Source organism: Azospirillum sp. UENF 112521 (assembly GCF_058780665.1).
The window spans coordinates 2,690,876-2,716,886 of record NZ_JBSNCI010000002.1; the positions used below are offsets into that span (position 1 = coordinate 2,690,876).

Genomic DNA, 26,011 nt, shown 5'->3' on the forward strand with positions numbered 1-26,011 from the left:
ACCGTGCCATGCTGGACCTGCGACCCAACTGCGAATGCTGCGACCGCGACCTGCCGCCCGAGGCGACGGACGCCTATATCTGTTCCTTTGAATGCACCTTCTGCGCCGATTGCCGTGCCCGGCTGCCGGGGGAGCGCTGCCCGAACTGCGGGGGCGAGCTGTTGCGGCGGCCGATCCGCCCGGCGGCGAAGCTGGCGGCCAACCCGCCGTCGGCCACGCGCATCGTGAAGCCGGACGGCTGCACCCCGCTGTTCTAGCCCTGACGGATCGAAGGCCCGGATCGGCAGTGCTGTCGCTGGCGTTCGCCGCGCAAATCGGCCAGACTGGCGCTATCGCTCCCGGGGATCCGCCCCCGGACGGAGCGCAGGGACCGTCGCAGCATGCTCACGCTCTACAGCTTTCCCACGCCCAACGGACGCAAGGCCTCCATCCTGCTGGAGGAGTTGGGACTGCCCTATACCGTCCACCGTGTCGATCTGGCCGCCGGCGAGAACAAGCGGCCGGACTTCCTGGCGGTCAGCCCGATCACCAAAATCCCGGCGCTGGCGGAAGAGCTTCCGGGCGGCCGGGTGCGGCGCCTGTTCGGCTCCGGCGCCATCCTGCTGCATTTCGCCGAGCGCACCGGCCGGCTGCTGCCCGAGGATGAGGACGAGCGGGCCGAGGCGATGAGCTGGTTCATGCTGGGCATCAGCGACCTCGGCCCCACCGCCATCGACATGCAGCGCTTCGCCGCCCGCTCTCCTGACCGCATCCCCCATGCCATCGACCTGTACAAGGGCGAGCTGATGCGCTGCTATGCGGCGCTGGAGGAGCGGCTGGGCGCGGCGGAGCATTTGGCCGGCGCCTCCTACTCCATCGCCGACATCGCCTGCTTCCCCTTCATCGCCGCCGCGGCGGTGGCGGGCGGCGGATTGCTGGAACGCTTCCCCAACCTGAAGCGCTGGCACGACACCGTCGCCGCAAGGCCGGCGGTCCAGCGCGGAATGTCGGTGCCCGATCTGGCCGCTTCCGGCTGAGCGGACGATCCTCGCCCCTCAGCCGTCCTCACCCGGTTTTCCCCGAACGTCCTCCGGCCGTTCCAACCAGACGTCAGAGACATGCCGATCAACAACCGCATCGCCGCCTTCCAGGACGACATGACCGCGTGGCGGCGCGACATCCACGCCCACCCGGAACTGGGGTTCGAGGAAAAGCGGACCTCCGACATCGTCGCCGCGAAGCTGGCGGAGTTCGGCATCGCGGTGCATCGCGGCCTGGGCGGAACCGGCGTGGTCGGCACGCTGACGGGGCTTGGCAGCGGCAGCAGCCGGGCCATCGGCCTGCGCGCCGACATGGATGCGCTGCCGATGCCTGAGGCCAACGACTTCGACCATGCCTCGCGCCATGCCGGCAAGATGCACGCCTGCGGCCATGACGGGCACACCACCATGCTGCTGGGTGCCGCCCGCTATCTGGCGGAGACCCGCAACTTCGACGGCACCGTCCACTTCATCTTCCAGCCGGCCGAGGAAGGCCTGGGTGGGGCGAAGCGGATGATCGACGACGGGCTGTTCCGGCAGTTCGACTGCGAGCAGGTCTATGGCCTGCACAATTGGCCGGAGCTTCCGGCCGGCCGGATCGCCGTGCATCCCGGCCCGGTGATGGCCGCGGCCAACCAGTTCGAAATCCATGTGACCGGCCACGGCGCCCACGCCGCCATGCCCCATCGCGGCATCGATCCGGTCCTGGTGTCGGCCCACATCATCACCGCAGCGCAGAGCCTGGTCAGCCGCGGCACCAACCCGGCCGAAAGTGCCGTCGTGTCGATCACGGTGGTGGAGGCCGGGACCGCGGCCAACGTCATCCCCGACAGCGCGCGGATGCGCGGCACCATGCGCACCTTCTCGGAAGAGAACCACAGCCGCATCCAGGAGCAGTTCGGCCGCCTCGTCTCCAGCATCGCCGAAGGTCTGGGTGCCACGGCGGAGTTGCGCTTCCGCCCCGGCTATCCCGCCACGGTCAACAGCGAGCCGGAGGCGCGCATCGCCGCCGCTGCCGCCGCCAAGGTGGTTGGCGAGGAGAATGTGGTCTGGGCGCCGGACCCGACCATGGCGGCGGAGGATTTCGGCTATATGCTGAAGGAGCGGCCGGGTGCCTACATCTGGCTCGGCCATGGCGGCCATCTTGGATCCTCCTGCCGTCTGCACAACCCGCATTACGACTTCAACGACGCGATCCTGACCACCGGCGCCAGCTATTGGGCGTCGCTGGTCGAGACGATCCTGCCGCGGAGCGCCTGACCGTCCCATGAAGCTGCCGTCCCGTCCCCGCCAGATCCCACATCCAATCCCGCATCTGATCCCGCTGCTGTTCGCCCCTGCCCTTCTGCTGGCCTCCTGCCAGGGCGGCAACGACCGCGCCGACGGCAATCTGCTGCCGGCGCAGGCGGAGGCCGGCACCGTCTGGCAGGGCGACCACAGCAGCGCTGCCGAGCGCGCCTATGTCGTCGCCCGCGACTCCGGCGAATGGTCGGCATTGTGGGCGCGGGTCGGCGAACCGGCCCCGTCCTCCTTGCCCGGCGGGCGGATGGCGGTGGCGGTGTTCCTGGGGCCGCGCGACAGCGCCGGCTACGGCGTCGCCATCGACAGCGTGCAGCAGAAGGGCGCCGACCTGATCGTCGGCTATCACGAGATGGTGCCCGGCCCCGCCCAGGCTGTGGCGCAGATGCGCACCAGCCCCTACGCCATCCGCCTGCTGCCCGGCACGGCGGGGACGCCGAAGTTCGTTCGGGGGAAGTAGAAGGCGGGAGGTGGCGTCAGACCGCCACCTTCACCGCGGCATCTGCCACGGCAACTCCCCGCCGACCAGCTTGCCGGCATCCGCCGACGGCAGCGGGCGGGCGAAGTGATAGCCCTGGCCGTAATCGCAGGCCAGCGCCCGCAGCAGATTGGCGTCGGCGCTGGTCTCGATGCCCTCGGCGATGACGTCGAAGCCCAGCAGGCGCGCCAGATCCATGATGATGCGGACGATGGCGCGGTTTTCCTCCGACTGGTGCATGGCGGAAACGAAGGAGCGGTCGACCTTCAGGCTGTCGATGGGCAGCTTGTGCAGATAGGACAGCGACGAATAGCCGGTGCCGAAATCGTCGATCGACAGCTTGATGCCCAGCGCCCGCAAGTCGCGCAGCAGGCGGATCGACTGTTCCGCCTTGTCCATGACGGCACTTTCCGTCAGCTCCAGCTTGATCCAGGACGGCTCCACCCCGGTCTCGCGCAGAACCTCGCGCACGACCTGGACGAAGTTGGGATCGGACAGCTGGTGCGTGGACAGGTTGACGCTCATGAACAGCGGGGCGGAGCCCGGTTCGCGGCGGTCCTGCCACTCCGCGATCTGCAAGCAGGCCTGCCGCAGCACCCAGGTGCCGAGCGACACGACCAGACCGGTGCTCTCGGCGATGGGGATGAAGATGCCGGGCGGGATGTTGCCGCGTTCCGGGTGGTTCCAGCGCATCAGCGCCTCGAACCCCGCCAGCCCGCCGGTCACCATCTCCACGATCGGCTGATAGGCGACCCACAGGTCGCTGCCGCTGTCCAATGCGCTGCGCAGGTCATGCTCCAGCCGCACCTGCTCGACCACATGGGAGTGCATCGCCGGGTCGAACCAGGCCTGCCGCCCGCCGCCCTGCTCACGGGCGCGGGCGGTGGCGATCTCGGCGTCGCGCAGCACGTCGTCGGGCCGTTCGTGGGTCGGCGCCGCTATGGCGACGCCGATGCTGGCGGACAGGAACACCGTGCCGCCCGAACTGGAGCGGGCCGAGCGCACCACCGACGCCAGCTCCTCGATGGCGCCCTCCAGCACCGGCCGGTCGCAGGCGCCGCCGGCCAGCATGGCGAAGGCATGGTCGCTGACGCGGGCGATCAGGTCGAAGGCGGCGGCCTGCGCCGCCATCCGCTGGGCCAGACCGTCCAGCACCTCGTTGGCGAAGCCCTGGCCCATGCTGCTGCGGATTTCCGCGAAACGGTCGATGTCCAGGATGACGAGGGTGAAGGGCTCGCCCATGTTGCGGTAGTCCGCCATGTGCTTCAGCAGCATCAGGCGGTTGGCCAGCCCGGTCACCGGGTCGTAATAGGCGAGGCGGAACAGGTCGTCCTGCACCTGACGGCGTTCGGTCATGTCCTGCAGAATGACGAAGTAGCCGGCGATGGCGCCGTCTTCCGCCCGGTGCGGCGCATGAAGCCGCGTGACGTAACGCTGCTGCCCGTCGGCCTGGGTGATCCAGCCTTCCGTCTGCACCGTCTCGCCCGCCAGCGCGCGCTTGGCCGCCCCGACGGTGTTGCGCAGTTGGTCCTGCCCCAGCAGGTCGCCGATGGTGGTGCCGACCGCCTTCTCCAGAGTTGTCCCCATCATCTCCAGATAGGCGCGGTTGGCATAGATGTGCCGCCTCTGCGGGTCCATCAACGCCACCTTCACCGTCATGGCGTCGAGAATCTGACGCAGGGCGTCGAGCCCCGGCGCGCCGGATGTGGCACCCGATAAAGCGTCGGCCAGCGCGGTGATTCGGGGATCAGGACTCATGGCGAGGATAGAGTGGGGTACTCATCAGGAAATCGATACCCAACACTTACGCGAAGTGTCACCCGCCCGTCAAAACCAAAGCTGCCTTAGTGCAACAGAGCTTGAACGTTTCTATAGCCGATCCATCGGAGACACGGCTGCATATCCATGGGCATATCATAGTATTCATTCAAGCGCGGGTTGCACCATCGCCGAACGCACAATCCCGCTTTTCTGTTTCTCACTGTGCGAATAGAGGAATGGGTTTCGTTTTCTATCGGGGTGTCTGCGGCCTGCGATTGCATCTCAAGTCGAATGTTCGGCGGACAATCAGTCTTGTGCGGTGCAGGAACGCGGCAAAGGCATGGCTGTGCCCTGTAATGGAAGGACATCGGCGGGCAGGCGCGGATTTATACTGCCAAGACAAGTGGGGACAACGACGTCGAGGATGTCGCCCGACCCGGCGCCGCCTTGCCGCAAATCCCATGATGAAAAGCCCCAATGACGGGCAACCATCACCATTCTGGGCAGGAACCACGCCATGGCTCTCAAGGACTTCCTGGTCGTCGTCGACGATACGCCTGCGTCCGCAGCGCGTCTCGACCTCGCAGCACGGCTCGCAGCGCGGTGCGATGCGCACCTGACCGCGCTCTATGCCTTCACCGACACGGTGTTCCCCGGCTACATCGAAGCCGAAATCCCGCAGGAATTGCGCGAAAGCCGCCGCCAGAGCCGCAAGGACCAGACGGACCGGATGCAGGCGGCCTTCGACGACGTCATGCGCCTGCACGGCATGACCGACCGATCCGAATGGCTGGCGCAGGAAGCCGATCCGACCATCGCCGCCGCGGTCCGCGGCCGCTATGCCGATCTGGTCGTGGTCGGCCAGCCCGATCCGGACCGCGACCGCGACCAGCTTGTCGCCCAGCCGGCCGACCTGCTGTTCGAATGCGGCCGGCCGCTTCTTGTCGTGCCCTATGCCGGCCGTTTCTCCAGCATCGGCGAGCGGGTTCTGGTCGGCTGGAACGGCAGCCGCGAGGCGGCGCGCGCCATCGGCGACGCCATGTCCCTGCTGACCGCCGCCAAGCGCGTCGTGGTGATGGCCGCCAATCCGAAGCCCGGCCCGAACGGCCTGGGCGACGAGCCCTGCGCCGACATCGCCCGCCATCTGTCCCGCCACGGCTGCCGCGTGGAGGCCACCCATGTTGCCACCGACGTGGTGGAGCCCGGCGACACCCTGCTGAACATGGCCGCCGACGAAAGCTGCGACCTGCTGGTGATGGGCGCCTATGGCCGTTCGCGCTTCCGCGAGCTGGTGCTGGGCGGCATGACCCGCTTCATGTTGCAGCACATGACCGTTCCGGTGCTGATGAGCCATTGAGGGGGTGCGGCTTCCGGCTGCGCCCTCCCCGACCCGTGGGGTTAAGCGACCGCCCGCGTCTTCCCCGAGTCCCTCCGCAACCATCGCGAGTCGCTCCTCCCAGCCCGTGGGGAAAAGCGACCGCGCCTCTTTGTCCACCCTGATCCCCTTGGGGAAAAGCGGCGGATTCGTGGGGAAAAGCGGCGCGACTCGGGGTTTCCCCATGGGGACAAGCGGCGACTCAACTAATAAGTCTAACAACTAACCGTCGACTAGCACGGTCGCCTAACCCCACATTGACTCCATCGGCCGCCGCTCACCAGGATGCCACAACATCCGGGTGAGGCTGCTATGGGCGACATACACAGACTCGTGATCGAGCATGGCCGGGACAAGGCGCGCGCCCTGGTCCGGCCCGAAGAGCGGACGCTGGTGGACATCGCCGCCGACATCCTGGCGGACGAGAACCAGCATCTCGGCATCACCTACAGCGGCTTCTGCCTGACCAGCCTTCCGCACAAGAAGCTGGCCGACGACATGCCCTGGGAAAAGCGCGGCCATCAGGTGACGCTGCTGGTCGAACCGGGCCGGCTGAAGGTGAACGGCAAGATGAAGCTGTTCGGAGTGCCCTATGGCGCGCGGGCGCGGATGATCCTGATCTATCTGCAAACCCAGGCCGTGCGCACCGGCCGCCGCGAAGTCGAACTCGGCCGCTCCATGCGCGACTGGCTGACCCGGATGGGCATCAGCGTCGGCGGCGAGACTTTCCGCGGCTTCCGCGAACAGTCGCTGCGCATCTCCGCCTGCTCCTTGAAGTTCTTCTGGGACGGCGAGGACGCCGACGTCTTCGAGAAGGGCGGCATCGTCAAGCGCGGCCTGATCTTCCATGACGCTCTCGGCGACGACCGCCAGGGCACGCTGTGGAACGACGTGGTCCAGTTGGACGAGACCTTCTTCCAGGCCCTGCGCGACCATCCGGTTCCCCTGCTGGAGGAAGCGGTGCGGCAGTTGAAGGACCGTTCGCTGAGCCTGGATCTCTATGTCTGGCTCGCCTACCGGCTGCATTCGCTGAGCCGGCCGCAGCCGATCTCCTGGCCGTCGCTCTATGCGCAGTTCGGTGCCGGCTATGACCAGATGAAGCATTTCAAGCCGCGCTTCGTCCAGGCCCTGCAATATGCGCTGGCCGCCTACCCGGACGCGAAGGTCGAACCGGCCGACGACGGCGTCGTCCTTCATCCCAGCCGCCCGCCCATCGCCCGCCTGCTGGCGTAAGGGCGTGGGGTTAAGCGACCGGCACAGAATCGTTCGCGGTCGCTTTGCCCCACACCCCGGCAAGCCTGCCCACCATTGACCCACGTCATTGGGGGGCCCCCTCCCCTCCTCCTAAGATCGCCGCCAGTTCCCGAACCGGAGAGGCTTTGCCTTGGACGCCCTGTCGCTGCTGGATGCCGGACTGAACCAGTGCGCCGTGGTCATCGACCGCGACGGCGGGCTGCTGCTGGCCCTGCTGACCGCCGGACTGGTCGGCGGCACCACCCATTGCGCCGGCATGTGCGGCCCCTTCGTCCTGGCCCAGGTGTCGGCGCGGCTGGAGCGGGTGCCGCTGTCGGCAATGTCGGAGTTCCGACGCCTGACCGGGGCGGCGGTGCTGCCCTATCATGCCGGCCGGGCGACGACCTATGCGCTGGTCGGCGCGCTGTCGGCCTCGGTCGCCGGCCATGTCGGGGCGCTGCCGGGACTGCGCTGGCTGTCGGTGGCGCTGCTGGCGCTGGCGGCACTGTTCTTCCTCGGCTATGCCGCGCGCGGCGTCCTGTCCTGGCTGCCCAAGGCTCCTTCGCTGGGAAGCAACGGAGTACAACGCTGGTGGAGCGAGCGGGTGTCCGGCCTCGCCCGGCCGCTGTTCGGCAACCCGACGGGCTGGCGCGGCTATGGGCTGGGGGTGGCGCTGGGCTTCATTCCCTGCGGGATGCTCTATGGCGCCATCGCGGTGGCGGCGGCGAGCGGCAGTGCGCTGACCGGCGCACTCGGCATGGCGGCCTTCGCGCTCGGCACGGTGCCCAGCCTGCTGGCGGTCGGGCTGGCCGGCCATATCGCCGGCCGCACCTGGCGCACCGCGGTCGCCCGCGTCGCCCCGGCGATCATGCTGGTGAACGCCGGGGTGCTGGGTTGGATGGCCTGGAAGCTGGTTGCGTAAACCAGCCCCTCGCCCTGTTTCAGTGGATACCGCCGCCCTTCAGCGCGTCGCCCAGCGGAACCTGCCCGCTGCCGGGCTTCAGCGGCTGCTGCTGGCTCTCATGCGGCGACCAGCCGGCCAAGTAGAGCACTTCGAAGGTCACCGGGATCCGCCCGTCCGGCTCGGCATAAAGCTCGGCATAGCGCCGGGCCGCGTCGAACAGCAAGGCACGGGTCGCGGGGACCTTGCGCCGCGCCAGCACGGCATTGGTCTCGCCCATGCCGCGCAGTTCGCGCATCAGGGCGAAGGCGTCGGAATAGGTGACGGTGATCACGTCGCTGTCGACCACCGGCAGGGCGAAGCCGGCGCGTTGCAGCAACCCGCCGGCATCCTTGATCTCGGCGAAGGGCGACACGCGGGGGGAGACGCCGCCCGACACCTCCATCTCCGCCTCATACAGGCAGCGGCGCAGCTCGGCCAGGGTCTGGCCGCCCAGCATGGAGGCGCAGAAGAAGCCGTCGGGCTTCAGCGCCTGCCTAATCTGCACCAGGGCGCCCGGCAGGTCGTTGACCCAGTGCAGGCTGAGATTGCTGACGGCCAGATCGAAGCTGCCGGGGGCGAAGGGCAGGAACTCCTCGTCGGCGGCGATGGCGGCAGCGACGGCGGGGTTGCCGGGAGCGAGGGCTGCACGGGCGAACTCCGGCGACAGGTCGCAGGCGACCAGCCGTTCGATCCCCTTGCGGCCTTTCAGGATCCGGCCCATCGCCCCGTCGTGGCAGCCGACGTCCAGCGCCAGCGGGAAGGGACGGATCACGTCCTCCAGCCGGTCGGCAAGGCGGTCGGCGATCTCCTTGAACAGGAAGGCGTGGTCGGTGAATTCGGCGACGGCGCGGTCACGGCGGCGGCGGACGAGCGCACGGTCGAAAACGGTCATGCTGTCGGGGCTTGTCATGGCCGCACTATACCCCAGGCCGGCGGCACGACAACCGTGCTACACTCGCAGCCCAGCCACCTTCTCCACAGCAGCGCTCCCGAATGGGAGGAAAACCGGACAGGCATCGGAATGGGCATCGACGAGGCCATTGCCGTCAGTCATGAAGCGCTGATGGTCATCCTGAAAATCTCGCTGCCGACGCTGGGCATCACGGCATTGCTGTCGGCCGGGCTGATGCTGTTCCAGAGCGCCACCAACATCAACGAGTCGTCGTTGCAGCAGGACATGAAGTTCTTCGCCACCCTGCTGATCCTGTTCGTCACCGGCCCGGCGATCTATCTGGCGCTGCGCGACTATACGGCGGTGATCTTCGAGCGCATCGCCATGCTGCAGTGACGGACCGGGCCGATGCAGGCGCCAGCGCCGCTTTCCGGACTTGGCCGCATCGCCAGCGGTGCGGCGGCCCTGCTGCTGGACGCGCTGCTGCCGCCGCGCTGTCTCAGCTGCGGCGAGGCGGTGGACCGGCAGGGCGGCCTGTGTGCGGCCTGCTGGGTCAAGCTGACCTTCATCGCCCCGCCGCTGTGCGCCTGCTGCGGCCTTCCCTTCGAGTATGAGGCGCAGGAGGGCGCGCTGTGCGGCGCCTGTCTGGCGGCCCCGCCGCCTTTCGCCCGCGCCCGCGCCGTGCTGGCCTATGATGACGGCAGCCGGCCGCTGGTCCTCGGCTTCAAGCATGGCGACCGCATCCATGCCGCCAAATCCTATGGCGTCTGGCTGGCGCGGGCCGGCAAGGAGCTGCTGGCGGATGCCGACCGGCTGCTGCCGGTGCCGTTGCACCGCGGCCGCCTGTTCCGCCGCCGCTACAACCAGGCGGCCCTGCTGGCACAGGCGCTGTCGCGGCACAGCGGCGTTCCCGCCACGCCCGACCTGCTGCAACGCCACCGCTCCACCCCGACCCAGGGCGGGCTGGACCGCCAGGGACGCCACCGCAACGTCAAGGGCGCCTTCCGCCTGCGGCCGGGACAGTCGGCAAAGGAGCAGGTGACGGGACAGCGGCTGGTGCTGATCGACGACGTGATGACCACCGGGGCGACGCTGGCGGAATGCACGCGGGTTCTGCTGCGCGCCGGCGCGGCGCGGGTGGACGTGCTGACCCTGGCGCGTGTGGTGCAGCGCTGACGCTTAAAAAGGGCCGCGGCCGGCGACGCTGACCGGCGTTGCACGCGGGCTGCAACGTCTGGCGCCCCTCGTGGGTTGACCTTATAGTTTCTCCACGTCCAAAAGGAGCCCAGTGGCATGGCCGACGTCGTCATCTACACCACGCCCTTCTGTCCCTACTGCATGCGGGCCAAGAGCCTGCTCGACGGCAAGGGCGTGACATACGAGGAAATCGACCTCTACGCCCAGCCAGGCCGCCGCAGCGAGATGATCGAGCGGTCGGAAGGACGGACCACCGTCCCGCAGATCTTCATCGACGGGAAGCCGTATGGCGGCAGCGACGACATCCACGCGCTGGATCGCGCCGGCAAGCTCGACCCGCTGCTCGGCATCGCCGCGTGAGCGGGGGCGCCGCCGGCACCGGCGTGCTGAAGGCCGCCTGCGTCCAGGTGAATGCGGGCACAGAGCTTGAGCCGAACCTTCGGGCGGCGGGCGATCTCGTCCGCCGCGCCCGCGACGCCGGGGCGGACTTCATCGCCCTGCCGGAGAATGTCGGTTGGATCGTCCAGGGCCGCGACAAGACCATGCAGCGCGTCCGCAGCGAGGCGGAGCATCCCGGCATCCCCTTCTTCGCCGATCTGGCGCGGGAAACCGGGGCCTGGATCCTGGGCGGCACCCTGCATGTCCTGCTGGAGGACGGGCGCGCCGCCAACCGCAGCCATCTGTTCGATGCCGGGGGGCGGGTCGTCGCCTCCTACGACAAGATTCACATGTTCGACGTCACGCTGAAGGACGGCGAATCCTATCGCGAGTCGGCCACCTTCCGGCCGGGCGAACGGGCGGTCGTCGCCTCCAGCCCGTGGGGCGGCATCGGCATGACCGTCTGCTACGATGTGCGCTTCGCCTATCTCTACCGGGCGCTGGCCAAGGCGGGGGCGTCGATCCTGACGGTGCCGGCCGCCTTCACCGTGCCGACCGGCCGCGCCCACTGGCACACGCTGCTGCGCACCCGCGCCATCGAGACCGGCTGCTTCGTCGTTGCCCCGGCCCAGACCGGTAGCCATGACCAGGGCCGCCAGACCTATGGCCATTCCCTGCTGATCGCGCCGTGGGGCGAGGTGCTGGCCGATGCCGGCACCGATGTCGGCTTCATCACTGCCGACCTCGACCTCGACCGCATCGCGGAAGCCCGCAGCATGGTGCCGTCGCTGACCCACGACCGTGCCTTCGAGGTGGAGCGGATCGGGTTCTGACCCGTCCGCTACTCCTCAGCGGCCGTCCTGTGTCAGCCGCAGCCACGCCATCGCTGCGGTCAGCGCAATGCCGAAGGCACCGTCAGGCCGCACCGGAAGGTCGAGGTCGTTGACCAGACTGTCCAGCCGCAGATCGACCGCCTGCTTCGACAGGCTGCGGATCTTGCGGTCGTAATAGAGGCTCGACACCTCCGTCCGCTCCTCCGGCAACGGACGGCCGGTCAGGCGTTCGGCCATGGCGATGGAGAAATCCAGGTAATAGCCGACCAGCGGCCGGCCGCCGATGAAGGCATGCAGCAGGTCGCCGGCCTCGGCCGTCCCGGTGTTGCTGCCGGGATGGAGCAGCAGGGCGCTGCCGGTCAGGATGCGGGGACCGCGGATGCGGATGGCGGCGAAGGTCAGCGGCCTTGCCGACTCGGGGTCGAAGCTGGTCGCCTCGCAATGGACCGCCACATGCTCGCGGCGGTCGGTGTCGGTATGATCGGAGTGCGCCATGGTCGCCGCCTCAATGGTTCAGGCGGAAATGGTGGGCGATCAGTTCCTTGAAGCTCTTCACCAGGGCCAGACAGTCCTTGAACTGGTCGCGGTCGAGCTTGCCCAGCCGGTCGGGGTACACGAGGTTGTCGATCGCCAGTTCCGCTCCCTCCTCAGGCCCGTCATCGGGAAGATCGACACGCGCCTTCAGGCGGATGGTCGACAGGATGGTGAAGGCCTCCACCAGATCGGCGGCCATCTTGCGGTCCAGCGCCCCCAGTTCGGCCAGCACCTGGATGCGCTCCACCGTGTTGGTTTCCGCCCGGTGCTTTTCCAACGCCAGCGCTCGCACACCATGGACGATGGGGAAGATGCCGGCCTTCTTGATGTCGACCGCTTCCGCCCGGCGCCGCTCGAACAGGGCGGCGAACAGGCCGCTCGGCGTGTCGAAGGACAGGGCCGGACGGGCGAACTGGGTGAAGAACATCTGGTTGTCCTGCAGGCGGCCCAGCAGATAGTCCTTCGCCTCGGCCAGCAGGGTGGCGTCGCCGGCCACCGAGGCGGCGTCGTAGAAGATGGCGAGGTTCATCTGCGCCGCCTCGTCCGGACGGTGGATCCAGTTGAACAGCGCGTCCTTGTAGCCGGCGAGCGGCCGGGTCCAGTCCGGGTTCGACACCATGATGTTGCCGGGACAGGGCGGATAGCCGAACTCCACCAGATGGCGGGTGAAGTCGGCGGCGATCCTCGGCAGATAGGGACAGTCGAAGCCGTCGCGCAGGATCAGGCCGTTGTCCTGGTCGGTCTTCAGCAGCTGTTCGCCCCGCCCCTCGCTGCCCATCACGATCAGGCAGCTGTTGACCAGCAGGTCCGGCGGAGCCAGCAGTTCGAACAGCTTGCGGAAGATTCGGCGGTTCAGCTCGGTCACCAGATCGGCGATGAAGGAGACCTTGACCCCGGTGGCATGCAAGGTGCGTATCAGCTCGACGATGGAGCGGCTGGCCCGGCACAGGTCGGCGGGATCGGCGGCATGCTCCACCTGCAACCCGATGACCTGGGAATGGTTGGATAGCACTGCCAGCAGGTCGCTTTGCCCCAACAGCCCGACGATGGCGCCGTTCTCCGTCACCACCACCCGGCGCACCGCATGCTTGGTCATCAGCACCAGCGCATTGAACAGCAGGTCGTCGCGGTCGAGCGTCAGCAGTCCGTAGCGGGCGAGCGGCCCGACCGGCTCGCTCACCGGCCGGCCGTCCAGCACCACGAGGTCACGCAGGTCGGTGCCCGTCAGGATGCCAACCGCTCCATCCGCCCCGCGCACCAGCACGCTGCTGGCACGGTTCTGCCGCATCGCCTCGGCCGCGTCGCGCAGGCTGGCGGAGGCGTCGACGAACAGCGGCGGGTGGAGATAGGCCTGCCGGATACGCGCCATGGTCAGCGCCGCCATCTCGCGGTTGGACCTCAACGCCGCCAGATCGCGCATGCGCTGGGCGAAATCGCCGATGATGGCGGCGCCGAATTCGGGATTCTCCGCCGCCAGCGCTTCCAGTGCGGGGCGCGGGATCAGGTGGCAGGCGCACTCCTCGGCCGCGACGAAACGCCGGGCGGTGCTGCCGCCAGCGCCGGCACCCGCGGCGCCATAGAGAGCCTGCAAGCCGAAACGGTCGCCGGGTCCATGGACCGCCGCCACCTCGCCGCCGCGGCGCTCCTGCACGGTGCCGCGCAGCACGACGAACATCGCATCGGTCGGCTCCTCCCGCGACAGCAGGACGGCGTCGCGCGGGTAGAGCGCGATGTCCAGCGCACCTGCCAGCGCCGTCCGCTGATCGTCGGTCAGCAGGTCGAAGGGGGGCTGACCGAAATCGAAGTCCGGGGAGGCGGTCGGCATCGCGTGCTGCACGGGCAGGCTCCGTCACAGGAGGGCGGGGCATCGGGAAAAGGAGGCATAAAAAAGCGCCTCCGGACCGGATCCGGAGGCGCTTTCCAGGATACACCCGCCGGGCCCGAGGCCGAAAGCGGGTGCGACATTTGGCGGCGTGGTTCGGTCACCGCACGGGTTTGAGCCTTCCCCGAAGGGGGGAAGGGACGCGGTGCGAGACGCGATCCCTTCCCTGTTCTTGTTGCTCTGCCCGCTTCGTTCGAACGCTTGACGTTTAGTGGGCGGACGCACCCTCAGCACCCAGGCCGGTCTGCGACCGGATGTACTGGGCCTCGAAGTCGCGACGCTCCTTCTGCGCCTGCTCGCTGTTGTCGGTGATCGAGAAGAACCAGATGCCGGCGAAGGACAGCAGGATCGAGAACAGGCCCGGGTTGTCGTACGGGAAGATGGCGGTCGGGTTGCCCAGCACGGCCTTCCACACGGTCGGACCCAGAACCAGCAGGACGATCGCCGAAACCAGCCCCAGGCCGCCGCCCAGCACCGCGCCGCGGGTGGTCATCTTGCCCCAGAACATCGACATCAGCAGGATCGGGAAGTTGGCCGAGGCGGCGATGACGAAGGCCAGACCGACCATGAAGGCGACGTTCTGGTTCTCGAAGGCGATGCCCAGCACGATCGACAGGATGCCGATGGCGACGGTGGTGATCTTCGACACACGGATTTCGTCGGCCTCGTTGGCGCGGCCCTTGGCGAAGACCGAGGCGTAGAGGTCATGGGAAACCGCCGAGGCGCCGGCCAGCGTCAGACCGGCGACCACCGCCAGGATGGTGGCGAAGGCGACCGCCGAGATGAAGCCGTAGAACAGGTCGCCGCCGACCGCATGGGCGGTGTGGATGGCCGCCATGTTGGTGCCGCCGATGACATTGGCGATCACCGCCTTGGCGCCGGCCGCCGGGGCCGCCGTCAGGAACGGATAGGCACCGTTGGCGTCGGGGGCCAGGATCATCAGGATGGCGCCGAAGCCGATGATGAAGGTCAGGATGTAGAAGTAGCCGATGAAGCCGGTGGCGTAGAAGACCGACTTGCGGGCTTCCTTGGCGTCGGCGACGGTGAAGAAGCGCATCAGGATGTGCGGCAGGCCGGCGGTGCCGAACATCAGAGCCATGCCCAGCGAGATGGCCGAGACCGGATCGGTGACCAGGGCGCCCGGCGACATGATCGCCAGCCCCTTCGGGTGCGCCTCGACGGCGGCCTTGAACATCGCCTCGGGGCTGAAGCCGAACTTCGCCAGGATCATGAAGGCCATGAAGGAGGCGCCGGACAGCAGCATCACCGCCTTGATGATCTGCACCCAGGTCGTCGCCAGCATGCCGCCGAAGGTCACGTAGCCGATCATCAGCACGCCGACGATGATGACGGCGACCATATAGTCGAGACCGAACAGCAGCTGGATCAGCTTGCCGGCGCCGACCATCTGGGCGATCAGGTAGAAGGTGACGGTCGCCAGCGAGCCGCAGGCCGACAGCGAACGGATCGGCGTCTGCTTGAAGCGGTAGGAGGCGACGTCGGCGAAGGTGTACTTGCCGAGGTTGCGCAGCCGCTCGGCCACCAGGAACAGCACGATCGGCCAGCCGACCAGCCAGCCCACCGAATAGATCAGGCCGTCGAAGCCCGAGGCGTACACCAGGCCGGCGATGCCCAGGAAGGACGCGGCCGACATGTAGTCGCCGGCGATGGCGAGGCCGTTCTGGAAGCCGGTGATGCCGCCGCCGGCGGCGTAGAAGTCCTTGGCCGACTTGGTGCGGCGGGCCGCCCAGTAGGTGATGCCCAGCGTGAACAGCACGAAGGCCAGGAACATCAGGATGGCCGACCAGTTGGTCGCCTGCTTCTGCACGGCGCCGCCGATGGCGTCGGCCAGGACCGTGGTCGGAACCAGCGCGCCGGCGGCAGCCGCCACAGCGGCGACCGGAGCGGCAAGACGGGTGGTGGCGCGCATCACTTCGACTCCTCCAGGATCTGGCGGTTCAGTTCGTCGAATTCGCCGTTGGCCCGATGGACGTAGATGCCGGTCAGGATGAAGGCGGACACGATGGTGAAGACGCCGACGGGAATGCCCCAGGTCGTGACGCCGGAGCCGATCGGCGTGCCCAGGAACGACTTCCCGAATGCCACCAGCAGGATGAAGCCGAAATAAATAACGAGCATGGCAATCGACAAAGTCCAGGCGAAGGCGGACCGTTTCGCCACCAGTTCCTGGAACTTTGGATTGTTCACAATCCTTTGTGCGCTTTGACTCATGTGCGTCCCCTCATCGAGTGCCGGCAATCTTCTGCGATCCATCCAGACATCGTCTTCGGGATCAGCGGGCATTTGCCGTCCGGGCGGTCGCGTCCGGGTTTCTTCCCGTAATTCGTACGCCCTTGACCTGCCCAATTGTTTGATACAGATCATTGTTGGGCGCACCCCCTACCTTGGTCGATGGGGTGGGCGCCGAGGGGGCGGACAGCTCTGAAAAAGCAAGCGCGGGCAAGGCTGTAGCGCCATACGGGAAAGGCGCCCCCGTTGCCGGGTGCGCCTTTCAAACAGTCAGCTTTTCAAACGGCTTCGTTGGGAATCAGTGGCGGGGCCGCGCGGTCGCGCCACCCTGCCGGGACTGGCTGCCCTTCAGGAATCGGTGCGCGGAATCCACGGGATGCGGTGAAATGTCACACCTTCCTCGTGGAGTTCGGAGACCTCCTCGTCGGACGCCTCGCCATAGATACCGCGCGGGTCGGTCTCGCCGTAATGGATGCGCCGCGCCTCCTCGGCGAAACGGTCGCCGACATAGTCGCAGTTCTTCTCCACGCTGCGCCGCACCTCGGTCAGCTGCCGCATCACCTCGGCCACCGCCTCGCGCTGGGCGTCGTTCAGGCTCGGCGGCAGGGCGGCGACCACGTCGGCGGCGTTCGGCAGCGGGACCGGCGCGGGAAGCGGCACCGGCACCGCATTGGGGGGAGCAGCCGGCGGCGCCACCGACGGGGCGCTGGCCGCAACGGCTTCGGCCTGCTCGCGGGCACGGTCGGCGGCCTTGGCGACGCCCTTGGCGATGCGCGGAGCCATCGGCGCCTTTCCGACCACAGTGTCGCCGCAGATCGGACAGGCGATCTGATGGCCCGCCGCCTGTTCATCATAGGCGGCACCGTTGCGGAACCACGCCTCGAACTGGTGGTCGGCCGAGCATCTCAACGCGAAGAGGATCATATCCCCACAAGCCCCAACTGACCCGCAGCAGGAAAGACAAATCCGTGCACGCCGGTCCGGGTTGCGGCGCGACTCGGGAATCGCCCTAATTCAGCACGGCCGGGCCGCGCCGTCAAACGCCGGACAGGCCATAGGCGCGTACCTCCTGTGATATCGTTCCCGACACCATCGAAAAAAGTCCGGATAAGGGAGTTTCCCCATGCCCACACCCCATCCGCTGTCGCCGCCCTCCCCCTGGGTGGAGCGGTTCGCCCCGCTGGTGCGGACGGGCGGGCGGGTGCTCGACCTCGCCTGCGGCGGCGGACGGCATCTGCGCCTGTTCCATCGCCTCGGCCATCCGGTGGTGGGGTTGGACCGTGACCTAGGCGGCGTCGCCGACCTGGAGGGCGGCACGAACGTCACCCTCGTTCAGGCCGACCTTGAAAGCGGCGACTCGGGCATTTCCGCCAATTCCCTGCCGGTTGACGGCACCTTCGCCGGGATCGTCGTCACCAACTACCTGCACCGCCCGCTCTTCCCCGCCATCCTGGCGGCACTGGAGCCGGGCGGCGTGCTGATCTACGAGACCTTCGCTGACGGCAATGCCCGCTTCGGCCGCCCGTCCTCGCCCGACTTCCTGCTGCGGCGGGGGGAGTTGCTGGAAAGGGTGCATGGCAGGCTTCAGGTGGTGGCCTTCGAACAGGGCGAACTGTCGGTGCCCAAGCCCGCGGTGGTACAGCGGATCTGCGCCGTCGCCGGGGACGATCCACTGCCGCTTTGAGCGCGTCCTTATTCGTCGCTTTCATCGGCGACCGGCTTCTGCTCTCCGCGGATGCGGCGGCGGCGGTCCTCCTTGCGCATGATCTGCTTGCCATGCTTGTGCTGGGCCGGCCCCTCCAGCGGACCGCCGGGACGCACCGGCCGTTCGGCGAAGCGGCCGAGCGAGATCATGCGGTCGTACATCACCAGCGCCCCGGCGACGCCGACATTGATGCAGAAGGACATCGGGATCTTCACCACATGGTCGCAGCGCGCCAGCAGCGCGGGCGACAGGCTGTCGCGCTCCGGCCCCAGCACATAGGCGGCGCGCAACGGGTGACGGAAGCTGGGCAGTTCCACCGCGTCGTCTGTCAGTTCCACCCCGACCAATGTGCAGTCCCTGGGCAGGGTGAAGTCGGCTACCCGCTCGTGGATGTAGAGCGGCAGGTGCAGCGTGGCGCCCGAGGTGTCGACCAGCTTCGTCTCGCGCAGGTCCGGTTCCGGATCGATGGCGAAGAAGAAGGAGGCGCCGAAGGCATGGGCGGTGCGCATCAGGTTGCCGACATTGCCCGGCTTGCTGATCCGCTCCACCCCGATTCCGAAATAGCCACGCATGAAGAGCCCGCTGATCTGGGTAAGGATATGACCGGGCGGGAGCTTGCCGTCGCAGCCCGCCCGAGGCAAGCTTGCCGGCATGAGCCCAGACAATCCTCACGACCATTCCTCCTGCTGCGGCGGCGATCACCACCACGGCCATTCCCACCCTCATGGCCACCGGCCTGGCGAAAGCGCCGAAGGCCGCGCCGATCTCTCCGGCCCGGCGGAAAGCCCGATCACCGTCGAGGTGACGCGCGGCAGCCTGGTGGAGTCGGTCCACCGTGCCCGCGCCTGCATCGTCGATGCGGGCGGCCATGTGCTGGCGCGCTGGGGCGACATCGATGGACCGGTCTACCCGCGCTCCGCCATCAAGTCGCTGCAGGCGATCCCGCTGGTGGAAAGCGGCGCGCTCGACGCCTTCGGGCTGGGGGACCAGGAGTTGGCGCTCGCCTGCTCCTCCCACAACGGCGAGGCGCGGCATACGGAATTGGCGCGGTCCTGGGCCGAACGGGTCGGGCTGACGCCGGGCGATTACGAATGCGGCGCGCAAATCCCCTACGATCCCGCCACCGCCGAGGATCTCGTCCGCCGCGGCGAGGCGCCGACCGCCTTCCACAACAACTGCTCCGGCAAGCACAGCGGCTTTCTGACCACGGCCAAGCACAAGGGCGAACGGCTGAAGGGCTATGTCCGCTACGAACATCCGGTGCAGCAGCGCATCCTGGGCGTGATGGAGCAGATGACCGGACAGGACCTGTTCGGGGCGCCTTGGGGCGTCGACGGCTGTTCCATCCCCACCATCGGCATCCCGCTGGGCGCCATCGCCTATGCCATGGCCCGCATCGCCGACCCGGTCGACCTGCCCGACGCCCGGGCCGAGGCCGTCACCCGCATCGCCGCCGCCTGGGGCAAGCACCCCTTCCTGATCGGCGGCACCGGCACCTTCGATACGGCGCTGATGGAGGCGGCCGGCGGCGCCGTGCTGGTCAAGGGCGGGGCCGAGGGCGTCGGCTGCGCCGTGATCCCCGAGCAGGGCATCGGCATCGCGCTGAAGATCGAGGATGGCGCCGCCCGCGCCCGCGAGGTGGCGCTGGCCGCCCTGATCCGTTCGACCCAGGCGCTGACCGAGGCGCAATGGGCGCGCGTGCCGCAGCTGCTGACCACTCCGCTGCTGAACCGCGCCGGCGCGCGGGTGGGCGAAGTGCGGCCGGCGACGGGGTGGCCGGGCTGAGGCACTGACACTCATCAATCCGGCAGGTGCGATGCGAGCGGGCGCGGTGCTATGGTCGCCGCGCCCTTTTCCCCGCTGAGCGGTTCCCATGAGCATCGACGACCTGCGCGCCCAGTATGAAGCCTATCCCTATCCGGCGCGCAATCCGGCTGACGAGGCCGGACGGCTGATCACCGGCTCGCCCAGCCACCTGGACGAGCTGGTGCAGCATGTCTTCGGCGGCCGGATCGACCATAGCAAGCCGCTGCGGGTTCTGGTGGCCGGCGGCGGCACGGGGGACGGCACCATCATGCTGGCGCAGCAGATGGCCGATGCCGGCAATCCCGGCCGCATCGCCTACATCGACCTGTCCGACGCCAGCCGCGCCGTCGCCGAAGCGCGGGCCAAGGCGCGCGGCCTGACCAACATCGACTTCCACCGGGGGTCGCTGCTGGAGCTGGGCGGGGTCACGGCGGAAGCGGGGCCGTTCGACTACATCGACTGCTGCGGCGTGCTGCACCATCTGGACGACCCGGCGGCCGGCCTGCGCTCGCTGGCCGGCGCGCTGGCACCCGGCGGCGGCATCGGCATCATGGTCTACGCGCCCTACGGCCGCACCGGCGTCTACCCGATGCAGGAAGCGCTGCGCGGCATGACCGAGGGGTTGCCGCCCGCCGAAAAGGTGGCGCTTGCACGCCGGCTGATCCAGGCGCTGCCGCCGACCAACTGGCTGCTGAACAACCCGCACATCAGCGATCACCGGCTGGCCGACGCCAACCTCTACGATCTGCTGTTGCACAGCTGCGACCGCCCCTACAGCGTGCCGCAGTTGGCGGAGCTGGCGGAGAGCGCGGGGCTCGCCGTTGCGACGCTGATCGACCCGCTGCGCTACGAGCCGTCGCTGTGGGTCAAGGACGCCCGCATCCTGAAGCAGCTGTCGGGGCTGGGCATGCTGGAGCGCGCCGCCTGGACCGAGCGCATCACCGGTGCCTTCACCAAGCACATCGCCTATCTGCTGCGTCCCGCCGATCTGGAGGCCGCCCGCATCCAGCCGGACGGGCCGGACGTGGTGCCGGTCCTGCGCGACATCGATGGAAAGACTGTCGCCAAAGCCGTTCCGCCCGGCGGCAGCCTGGAATTCGACCTGATGGGCAGCGTAGTGTCGCTTCCCCTGCCCCGGCTGGCCGGCCCGATCCTGTCTAGGGTCGACGGCAGGACCAGCCTGGGCGCGCTGCACACCGCAATCGAGCCGACAACGAAAGTCACCTGGGAGCAGTTCCTCGCCCAGTTCTGCCAGCTGTTCGACGCGCTGGGCGGGCTGGGCAAGATGCATCTGCGGCGGGGATAGGACGCGAAGCCCCACCCCCGGCCAGCCCTTACCCCCGCAGAACCGACACCGCGGCGTCGAGCGCTTTGGTCAGCCGGTCGAAGACTTGGTGAATTTCCGCCTCGGAAATCACCAGCGGCGGGCAGAGCGCGATGGAATCACCCATGGCGCGAACAATAAGGCCATTGTCCTGGGCCAGACCGTTGACCAGGGCGCCGGCGCGGCCGGGCGGGTCGAAGGGGAGCTTGGTCGCCTTGTCAGCCACCAGTTCCAGCGCGCCGATCAGGCCGATGCCGCGGGCCTCGCCGACCAGCGGATGGTCCGCCAGCGCCTTCAGCCGCGACTGGAAGGCCGGGGCGACCGAGCGGACATGCCCGACGATGTCGCGCTCCTCGTAGATGTTCAACGTTTCCAGCGCCACCGCTGCCGCCACCGGATGGGCGGAATAGGTGTAGCCATGGCCGAAGGTGCCGATCTTCCGGCTTTCCTCGACGCAGGCGCGATAGACGGCGTCACTCACCATCACGGCGGAGATCGGCAGATAACCGGATGACAGCTGCTTGGCGCAGGTCAGGATGTCCGGCTGCATGCCCGTGGTCTGACTGCCCCAGAAATTGCCGGTACGGCCGAAGCCGCAGATCACCTCGTCGGCGACCAGCAGGATGTCGTATTTCTTCAACACCGCCTGGATCTTGGCGAAGTAGGTCGCGGGCGGAACCACGACGCCGCCGGCGCCCATGATCGGCTCGGCGAACATGGCGGCGATGGTGTCCGGCCCCTCGGCCAGGATCAGCGCCTCCAACTGTTCGGCCAAGCGGGTGGCGAAGGCCTCCTCGCTCTCGCCCTCAAGCCCGTTCCTGTAGTGGTGCGGGCAATCGCCATGGATGATGCGGGCGATCGGCAGGTCGAAGTCGCGGTGGTTGTTGGGCAGCCCGGTCAGGCTGGCGGTCGCCACCGTCACGCCGTGATAGGCACGCTGGCGCGACAGGATCTTCTTCTTCTCCGGCCGGCCGAGCGCGTTGTTGTAGTACCAGATCAGCTTGATCGCAGTGTCGTTGGCTTCAGAGCCGGAATTGGCGAAGAAGACCTTGGACATCGGCACCGGCGCCAGCCCGATCAGCTTTTCGGCCAGATCAATGCCGGGCTCGTGCGACTTGTGGCCGAAGATGTGATAGGTGGACAGCTGCCGCATCTGCTTGGTCGCCGCCTGGACCAACCGCTCTTCCCCCCAGCCGAGCGAGACGCACCACAGGCTTGCCATGCCCTCGATGTAATCCTTGCCGCCATCGTCGAAGACGTGGATGCCTTCGCCACGCTCGATGATCATCGGCCCCTGCGTCTCATGGGCGTGCAGGTTGGTGTAGGGATGGAGGACGAAGGCCTTGTCGCGGCTGGCGGCAGAGTTGCCGGCGGTGCTGCCCGGAGCGGTCATGGAGTGGGTCTTCCTGTTCGGTCTTGTCGGGTTCGTTCCCCCGGATGGCCGTAGCAGCCCACCGCAGGGTGTTCGATTTGTTAAACAGTATCGCCGATCATACGCACAGTTTCGCCACTCGACAAACCCGCTTCACCGTCATCCGTGCCATGCGTGCAAGACGCTGGCGGGACGCCAAGCCGGATGGGACAGCTTGACCGGAACGACGAAAGGGAGGAGCCGCCTTGCGCACGCTTTACGGTATGGTCAGCACGGCCGCGATGGCGCCGCACATCCTGCTGCGCGAGATCGGCGAGCCTTTCGAATTGCGGCTGCTCGACCGCGACAAGGGGGAGCACAAGAGTGCGGCCTATCTGGCGCTGAACCCGCATGGCCGCGTACCGACGCTGGTGGATGGCGATCTGGTGCTGTACGAGGCCGCCGCCATCTGCCTGCATCTGGCCGACAGCCATCCGGAGGCGAAGCTCGCCCCGGAGGTCGGCGCGTCAGAGCGGGCGGAGTTCTACAAGTGGCTGGTCTATCTGACCAACAGCGTCCAGGCCGAGATGCTGCTGTACTTCTACCCCGAGCGTTACGTCGAGGGCACACAAGCGCAAGCCGCCTTCAAGGCAGCGACAGAAGCTCGGCTGAACGGTCATTTCGATGGCCTGGACCGCGCGCTTGAAGGGCGTACGTGGCTGTTGGGCGACACGTACAGCGCTGTCGACCCGTACCTGTTAATGCTGTGCCGCTGGACCCGCTTCATGGGCCGCCCGGCACGCACGCTGGGCAATCTCGGACCCTACCTCGCCCGCGTGCTGGAGCGTCCGGCGGTGAAGGCCGCTTTCGAGGCGGAAGGGCTGGGGGCTCCGTTTTACTGAGGAGAAAAGCCCTCTCCCACGGTCGGGAGAGGGCCTTCAACCCTACGCCTTGCGAACAAGCCCGCTCACCGGCTGGCCGTCGATGGTCAGGGAACCGCCTTCGGCACCGACCGCCACCGTCTGGCCGTCCTTGATGCGGCCCTCGAGGATCAGGGTCGCCATCGGGTTCTGCAACTCGCGCTGGATCACCCGCTTCAGCGGACGGGCACCGTAGACCGGGTCGTAGCCGGCCTCGGCCAGCCATTCGGTCGCGGCTTCGTCCACCGTCAGCGTGATCTCGCGGTCGGCGAGCATCCTGGTCAGGCGGCCGAGCTGGATCTTGACGATGCCGCCCATATGCCGGCGGTCGAGCCGGTGGAACAGCAGGATCTCGTCCAGGCGGTTCAGGAACTCCGGCCGGAAATGGGCCCGGACGGCCTCCATCACCTCGTCGCGCACCGCAGCGCTGTCCTCGCCCTCCGCCTGCTCGGCCAGCGCCTGCGAGCCGAGGTTGGAGGTCATGATGATGACCACGTTGCGGAAATCGACCGTACGGCCCTGCCCGTCGGTCAACCGGCCATCGTCCAGCACCTGCAACAGCACGTTGAAGACGTCGGGGTGGGCCTTCTCCACCTCGTCGAACAGCACGACCTGATAGGGCCGGCGGCGCACCGCCTCGGTCAGAGCCCCACCCTCCTCATAGCCGACATAGCCCGGAGGCGCGCCGATCATGCGGGCGACTGAGTGCTTCTCCATATATTCCGACATATCGAGGCGGACCATCGCCGTCTCGTCGTCGAACAGGAACTCGGCCAGCGCCTTGGTCAGCTCGGTCTTGCCGACGCCGGTCGGACCGAGGAACAGGAAAGAGCCGATGGGACGGTTCGGGTCCTGCAACCCGGCGCGCGCCCGGCGCACGGCGTTCGACACCGCGACGATGGCCTCGTCCTGGCCGATGACCCGGCCGCGCAGCTTGTCCTCCATCGCCAGCAGCTTCTCACGCTCGCCGGCCAGCATCTTGTCGACCGGCACGCCGGTCCAGCGGCTGACCACCGCGGCGATGTCGCTGTCGCGCACCTCCTCGTTCAGCATGCGGCTACTGGCATGCTCCTCGGCGTCCTTCAGGGCCTTTTCCAGGCCGGGGATGACGCCATAGGCCAGTTCGCCCGCGCGGCCCCAGTTGCCGTCACGCTGCGCCGTCTCCAGTTCGGTGCGGGCCTTCTCCAGATCCTCCTTGATCTTCTGCGCACCCTGCAGCTGGTCCTTCTCGGCCTGCCACTTGGCGGTCAGCTCGGCCGAGTCCTGCTCCAGATCCGAAAGCTCCCGCTCCAGATTGACCAAGCGGTCGCGCGAGGCGGAATCCTGCTCGCGCTTCAGCGCCTCGCGCTCGATCTTCAGCTGAATGATGCGGCGGTCCAGCTCGTCGATGGCTTCGGGCTTGCTGTCCACCGCCATGCGCAGGCGGCTCGCCGCCTCGTCGATCAGGTCGATGGCCTTGTCGGGCAGGAAGCGGTCGGTGATGTAGCGGTTGGAAAGGGTCGCCGCCGACACGATGGCACTGTCGGTGATGCGCACGCCATGGTGCACCTCGTAGCGCTCCTTCAGGCCGCGCAGGATGGAGATGGTGTCCTCCACCGTCGGCTCCGACACGAAGACCGGCTGGAAGCGCCGGGCCAGCGCCGCGTCTTTCTCGATGTATTTGCGGAACTCGTCCAGCGTGGTGGCGCCGACGCAATGCAGCTCGCCACGCGCCAGCGCGGGCTTCAGCATGTTGGAGGCGTCCATCGCGCCATCGGACTTGCCGGCGCCGACCAGCGTGTGCAGCTCGTCGATGAAGACGACGATCTCGCCTGCCGCTGCCTGGATTTCCGACAGCACGGCCTTCAGCCGCTCCTCGAACTCGCCGCGGTACTTGGCGCCGGCCACCAGCGCGCCGAGATCGAGCGACAGCAGCTGCTTGTTCTTCAGGCCTTCCGGCACGTCGCCCTTGACGATGCGCTGGGCCAACCCCTCGACGATGGCAGTCTTGCCAACGCCGGGCTCGCCGATCAGCACGGGATTGTTCTTGGTGCGGCGGGCCAGCACCTGGATGGTGCGGCGGATTTCCTCGTCACGGCCGATGACGGGATCGAGCTTGCCGTCGCGCGCCGCGGCGGTCAGGTCGCGGGCGTATTTCTTCAGCGCGTCATAGCCCTGCTCGGCGCTGGCGCTGTCGGCGGTGCGACCCTTGCGGATGTCGTTGATGGCGGTGTTCAGCGCCTGCGGCGTCACGCCGGCGGACTTCAACGCCTTGCCCGACGGGGTGCCGTCGGCCATGGCCAGCGCCAGCAGGATGCGTTCGGCGGTGACGAAGCTGTCCCCTGCCTTTTCGGCGACCTTCTCCGCCTGCTCGAAGACGCGGGAGAGTTCGGGCGTCAGGTAGAGCTGACCGGCGCCGCTGCCCTCGACCTTCGGCAGCTTGTCCAGTTCGGCATCGACCGCCGACAGGGCCGCCTTGGGGTCGCCGCCCGCCGCACGGATCAGGTTGGCGGCAAGCCCTTCCTTGTCGTCCAGCAGCGTCTTCAGCAGATGTTCCGGGGTCAGGCGCTGATGCCCACGGCGCACGGCCAGGGTCTGCGCGGCCTGAATGAACCCGCGGCTGCGCTCGGTGTATTGCTCGAAATCCATGATGCTCCCCTTCTCCTGTCGACCGTCCGCGAGGCAGCCCGGTCGACGTGATCCACGCAACTGTGCGATCCGCAAGGATGCTGCCGAAGATGTAGGCAAGGCCAAAGGCCATGCAAGACCATCTGCGTAGAAAGGTTATCGGTGGAGAAACGCGGTCACATCTGCCTCCTCCAGACCGGCTAGGACCGGGAAAAAGAGGTAGC

General features: G+C 67.9%; 25 protein-coding genes. 15 read left to right on the forward strand and 10 right to left on the reverse strand.

From position 1 onward, the window contains the following. The first annotated feature begins 8 nt into the window (after positions 1–8). The 4 genes from ACWPN8_RS15135 to ACWPN8_RS15150 all read left to right on the forward strand — a co-directional run bounded on the left by ACWPN8_RS15135 (position 9) and on the right by ACWPN8_RS15150 (position 2,778). Entirely contained in the window at positions 9–257 is a 249-nt protein-coding gene (locus ACWPN8_RS15135; RefSeq protein ID WP_492241283.1) for a DUF1272 domain-containing protein, read from the forward strand. A 123-nt stretch (positions 258–380) separates the two neighbouring features. Continuing rightward, positions 381–1,016 (forward strand): glutathione S-transferase family protein, encoded by a 636-nt coding sequence (locus ACWPN8_RS15140; RefSeq protein ID WP_098738827.1) that lies wholly within the window; start codon positions 381–383, stop codon positions 1,014–1,016. 81 nt (positions 1,017–1,097) lie between these two features. After that, the gene (locus ACWPN8_RS15145; RefSeq protein WP_492241285.1) at positions 1,098–2,279 is read left to right on the forward strand and encodes a M20 aminoacylase family protein; all 1,182 of its coding nucleotides are present in this window, start codon (positions 1,098–1,100) and stop codon (positions 2,277–2,279) included. A 7-nt stretch (positions 2,280–2,286) separates the two neighbouring features. After that, positions 2,287–2,778, forward strand: a complete 492-nt coding sequence (locus ACWPN8_RS15150) for a protease complex subunit PrcB family protein (protein ID WP_109445891.1) — start codon at positions 2,287–2,289, stop codon at positions 2,776–2,778. Between the two features lie 30 nt (positions 2,779–2,808). Here ACWPN8_RS15150 and ACWPN8_RS15155 read toward each other — a convergent pair whose 3' ends face one another. Further along, the gene (locus ACWPN8_RS15155; protein WP_492241286.1) at positions 2,809–4,554 is read right to left on the reverse strand and encodes a putative bifunctional diguanylate cyclase/phosphodiesterase; all 1,746 of its coding nucleotides are present in this window, start codon (positions 4,552–4,554) and stop codon (positions 2,809–2,811) included. Between the two features lie 520 nt (positions 4,555–5,074). Between ACWPN8_RS15155 and ACWPN8_RS15160 the strand changes: the two genes are divergently transcribed. The 3 genes from ACWPN8_RS15160 to ACWPN8_RS15170 all read left to right on the forward strand — a co-directional run bounded on the left by ACWPN8_RS15160 (position 5,075) and on the right by ACWPN8_RS15170 (position 8,087). Then, positions 5,075–5,914: a universal stress protein gene (locus tag ACWPN8_RS15160; protein ID WP_492241287.1), complete on the forward strand. Its 840-nt coding sequence runs from the start codon at positions 5,075–5,077 to the stop codon at positions 5,912–5,914. A 330-nt stretch (positions 5,915–6,244) separates the two neighbouring features. Next, positions 6,245–7,165: a replication protein RepA gene (locus tag ACWPN8_RS15165; RefSeq protein WP_109051836.1), complete on the forward strand. Its 921-nt coding sequence runs from the start codon at positions 6,245–6,247 to the stop codon at positions 7,163–7,165. Between the two features lie 151 nt (positions 7,166–7,316). Next, on the forward strand, positions 7,317–8,087 hold the full coding sequence (locus tag ACWPN8_RS15170; protein ID WP_109445897.1) for a sulfite exporter TauE/SafE family protein: 771 nt from the start codon (positions 7,317–7,319) through the stop codon (positions 8,085–8,087). 19 nt (positions 8,088–8,106) lie between these two features. On the opposite strand, the gene ACWPN8_RS15175 is transcribed toward ACWPN8_RS15170, so the two are convergent. Beyond that, positions 8,107–9,018 carry a methyltransferase domain-containing protein gene (locus ACWPN8_RS15175; RefSeq protein ID WP_109445899.1) on the reverse strand — a complete coding sequence of 304 codons (912 nt, stop codon included), beginning with the start codon at positions 9,016–9,018 and terminating at the stop codon, positions 8,107–8,109. 111 nt (positions 9,019–9,129) lie between these two features. Between ACWPN8_RS15175 and ACWPN8_RS15180 the strand changes: the two genes are divergently transcribed. From ACWPN8_RS15180 to ACWPN8_RS15195, 4 genes are all read left to right on the forward strand, one after another. Continuing rightward, positions 9,130–9,396, forward strand: coding sequence for a flagellar biosynthetic protein FliQ (locus tag ACWPN8_RS15180; protein WP_109051833.1), 267 nt, complete (start codon positions 9,130–9,132; stop codon positions 9,394–9,396). Positions 9,397–9,408: 12 nt separating this feature from the next. Continuing rightward, the gene (locus tag ACWPN8_RS15185; protein ID WP_109445901.1) at positions 9,409–10,176 is read left to right on the forward strand and encodes a ComF family protein; all 768 of its coding nucleotides are present in this window, start codon (positions 9,409–9,411) and stop codon (positions 10,174–10,176) included. 117 nt (positions 10,177–10,293) lie between these two features. Further along, positions 10,294–10,557: a glutaredoxin 3 gene (gene grxC, locus ACWPN8_RS15190; RefSeq protein WP_014248998.1), complete on the forward strand. Its 264-nt coding sequence runs from the start codon at positions 10,294–10,296 to the stop codon at positions 10,555–10,557. Beyond that, positions 10,554–11,408 (forward strand): carbon-nitrogen hydrolase family protein, encoded by an 855-nt coding sequence (locus ACWPN8_RS15195; protein WP_109445903.1) that lies wholly within the window; start codon positions 10,554–10,556, stop codon positions 11,406–11,408. The genes grxC and ACWPN8_RS15195 overlap by 4 nt, the downstream gene beginning before the upstream one ends. A 15-nt stretch (positions 11,409–11,423) precedes the next feature. Here ACWPN8_RS15195 and ACWPN8_RS15200 read toward each other — a convergent pair whose 3' ends face one another. The 5 genes from ACWPN8_RS15200 to ACWPN8_RS15220 form a co-directional block, all read right to left on the reverse strand. Further along, entirely contained in the window at positions 11,424–11,903 is a 480-nt protein-coding gene (locus tag ACWPN8_RS15200) for a 3'-5' exonuclease family protein (RefSeq protein WP_492241288.1), read from the reverse strand. Positions 11,904–11,913: 10 nt separating this feature from the next. After that, a complete protein-coding gene (locus ACWPN8_RS15205; protein WP_492241289.1) occupies positions 11,914–13,779 on the reverse strand; it encodes a DUF294 nucleotidyltransferase-like domain-containing protein in 1,866 nt (621 codons plus the stop codon). Positions 13,780–14,032: 253 nt separating this feature from the next. Next, entirely contained in the window at positions 14,033–15,754 is a 1,722-nt protein-coding gene (locus tag ACWPN8_RS15210; protein WP_109445909.1) for a cation acetate symporter, read from the reverse strand. Further along, positions 15,754–16,056: a DUF485 domain-containing protein gene (locus ACWPN8_RS15215; protein WP_109445911.1), complete on the reverse strand. Its 303-nt coding sequence runs from the start codon at positions 16,054–16,056 to the stop codon at positions 15,754–15,756. Before ACWPN8_RS15215 ends, ACWPN8_RS15210 begins: the two co-directional genes overlap by 1 nt. Before the next feature lie 366 nt (positions 16,057–16,422). Beyond that, a complete protein-coding gene (locus ACWPN8_RS15220; protein WP_492241290.1) occupies positions 16,423–16,998 on the reverse strand; it encodes a DUF1178 family protein in 576 nt (191 codons plus the stop codon). Positions 16,999–17,197: 199 nt separating this feature from the next. Here ACWPN8_RS15220 and ACWPN8_RS15225 point away from each other — a divergent pair, with 199 nt between their 5' ends. Next, positions 17,198–17,758, forward strand: coding sequence for a class I SAM-dependent methyltransferase (locus ACWPN8_RS15225; RefSeq protein WP_109445915.1), 561 nt, complete (start codon positions 17,198–17,200; stop codon positions 17,756–17,758). Positions 17,759–17,766: 8 nt separating this feature from the next. Here the strand turns inward: ACWPN8_RS15225 and ACWPN8_RS15230 are convergent, their stop codons facing one another. Then, the gene (locus ACWPN8_RS15230) at positions 17,767–18,351 is read right to left on the reverse strand and encodes an RNA methyltransferase (protein WP_492241291.1); all 585 of its coding nucleotides are present in this window, start codon (positions 18,349–18,351) and stop codon (positions 17,767–17,769) included. 79 nt (positions 18,352–18,430) lie between these two features. Between ACWPN8_RS15230 and ACWPN8_RS15235 the strand changes: the two genes are divergently transcribed. Together ACWPN8_RS15235 and ACWPN8_RS15240 are read left to right on the forward strand one after the other, a co-directional pair. Beyond that, the gene (locus tag ACWPN8_RS15235) at positions 18,431–19,564 is read left to right on the forward strand and encodes an asparaginase (RefSeq protein ID WP_492241292.1); all 1,134 of its coding nucleotides are present in this window, start codon (positions 18,431–18,433) and stop codon (positions 19,562–19,564) included. Positions 19,565–19,652: 88 nt separating this feature from the next. Continuing rightward, positions 19,653–20,891 carry a class I SAM-dependent methyltransferase gene (locus tag ACWPN8_RS15240; protein WP_109445919.1) on the forward strand — a complete coding sequence of 413 codons (1,239 nt, stop codon included), beginning with the start codon at positions 19,653–19,655 and terminating at the stop codon, positions 20,889–20,891. A gap of 28 nt (positions 20,892–20,919) precedes the next feature. Here ACWPN8_RS15240 and ACWPN8_RS15245 read toward each other — a convergent pair whose 3' ends face one another. Next, entirely contained in the window at positions 20,920–22,302 is a 1,383-nt protein-coding gene (locus ACWPN8_RS15245; protein WP_492241293.1) for an aspartate aminotransferase family protein, read from the reverse strand. 224 nt (positions 22,303–22,526) lie between these two features. On the opposite strand from ACWPN8_RS15245, the gene ACWPN8_RS15250 reads away from it, so the two are divergent. Further along, positions 22,527–23,162: a glutathione S-transferase family protein gene (locus tag ACWPN8_RS15250; protein ID WP_492241294.1), complete on the forward strand. Its 636-nt coding sequence runs from the start codon at positions 22,527–22,529 to the stop codon at positions 23,160–23,162. Positions 23,163–23,204: 42 nt separating this feature from the next. Here the strand turns inward: ACWPN8_RS15250 and clpB are convergent, their stop codons facing one another. After that, on the reverse strand, positions 23,205–25,808 hold the full coding sequence (gene clpB, locus ACWPN8_RS15255; protein WP_492241295.1) for an ATP-dependent chaperone ClpB: 2,604 nt from the start codon (positions 25,806–25,808) through the stop codon (positions 23,205–23,207). Positions 25,809–26,011: the final 203 nt, after the last annotated feature.